The organism is Paraburkholderia sp. UCT2, assembly GCF_014397665.1.
Classification (GTDB): Bacteria; Pseudomonadota; Gammaproteobacteria; order Burkholderiales; family Burkholderiaceae; genus Paraburkholderia; species Paraburkholderia tuberum.
In genome coordinates this window covers 1-1326 of sequence record NZ_VZQO01000130.1, presented here as the reverse complement: position 1 = coordinate 1326, position 1326 = coordinate 1, and the positions used below count along the sequence as shown (strand labels likewise).

At 56.2% G+C, this 1326-nt stretch carries 1 protein-coding gene; it reads right to left on the bottom strand.

Going from position 1 to position 1326, the window contains the following annotated elements; translation table 11 throughout:
- Positions 1-155 precede the first annotated feature (155 nt).
- Complete coding sequence (locus F6X39_RS36045) at positions 156-1061, bottom strand: lipid A biosynthesis lauroyl acyltransferase (RefSeq protein WP_184024353.1); 906 nt, start codon at positions 1059-1061, stop codon at positions 156-158.
- Positions 1062-1326: the final 265 nt, after the last annotated feature.

The following is a 1326-nucleotide window of genomic DNA, read 5'->3' as shown; positions in this document are numbered from 1 at the left end:
ATCGGCCATGAACGGCCATACGCTCGAGCATTCGGACAGACACTCAAACGTCCGGTCCACTCAGATAGCGGACCTATGCCTGTCAGTCGAGCTCATTGCGTTACCTCACGGAAGCACACAACCAGGAACGGTCGCATGCCTTACGGACGGTGTGCTCAGTACACACCTGGCACGCCCGGTGGACGATTCTTGAAGCGTCGATGCACCCAGTAATATTGCTCTGGGCACCGATTGATCTGCGTTTCAAGAAATTCATTCATTCGGCGCGCGTCGATCGTCTCACTTTCTGAAGGAAAGTCGCTGAGCGGCTCGAAGATGGTCAGCTTATACCCGCGGTAGTCGGGCAATACTTCAGTCACGAATGGTACAACCCGCGCATGGGCCAGTCGAGCAAGGCGCGAAACCGAAGTGAGTGTGCACGCGGGGACGCCAAAAAACGGCACAAAAACGGAGTTGTGTATGCCGTGATCCATGTCAGCAGCCAGCATGACTGGTTTGCCTGAACGAAGTAAGCCGACGATCTTTCTGGCGCTTGTCGAACGTTCAATCATCTCGGCGCCAAATCTGCCGCGTTGCCGCTTGGCTAGACTGCAAAGGCGCGCGTTCGACATGCGTGTATATAGTGAGGCGGCGGGCACGCGCGTTGAGTAGAGTATGCAGCCGACCTCGATGCTCACGAAATGGAAGCCAAGAAAGATGGTCGGCGAAGCGTTCCTGTCTTCCAGATCGATTCGACTTTCGATGTGGACCAGCTTTCGTATCCTCTGCGCGCTGCCGAACCATTGAATGCCTCGTTCGAGATAGCTTCGAACGACGTGGCGAAAATGGTTTCTGGCAAGGTCGTCGTACTCGCACTCGCTTTTGCCCGGAAAACAGAGACGCAGATTGACGAGAGCGATATGTTTTCGGGAGCTTGGAAGTGCATATAACATCGCCCCAAGCGCGCTGCCGAACCTTGCGACGAGCGTGTAGGGAAGGACTGCGAAGACGCGCAGCAGCACTACAATCAAGACATAGCCTAATCGCCCCAAGAACCTCCCCCGCTCGCGAGAATCACTCATCGCGACACGGAAAAATACGAATACTTACGGATGTATAACAAAATTCGAGATCCTGGTGGCATAGCATGGCGATGGCGGAGAAGTATCGCACGTACTGCGTTGTGACGGGCTACCCAGGTGGACGCTAGGGGTTCTCGGTTCTCCCTGGCGAAAACGACTGCGTATGGGCGGCAAGCGCCTGGACCGCGGATGCACCACCAGGCGGCCGTTCTACTTTGAAAGCCGCCGCCGAGTCCGCATTGGGGCGAAGGGCAGATCCGGGTCG

What these genes read in the sequence shown, in the direction of transcription:
- F6X39_RS36045 (WP_184024353.1), bottom strand. Translation starts at nt 1,061, where the DNA reads ATGAGTGATTCTCGCGAGCGGGGGAGGTTCTTGGGGCGATTAGGCTAT.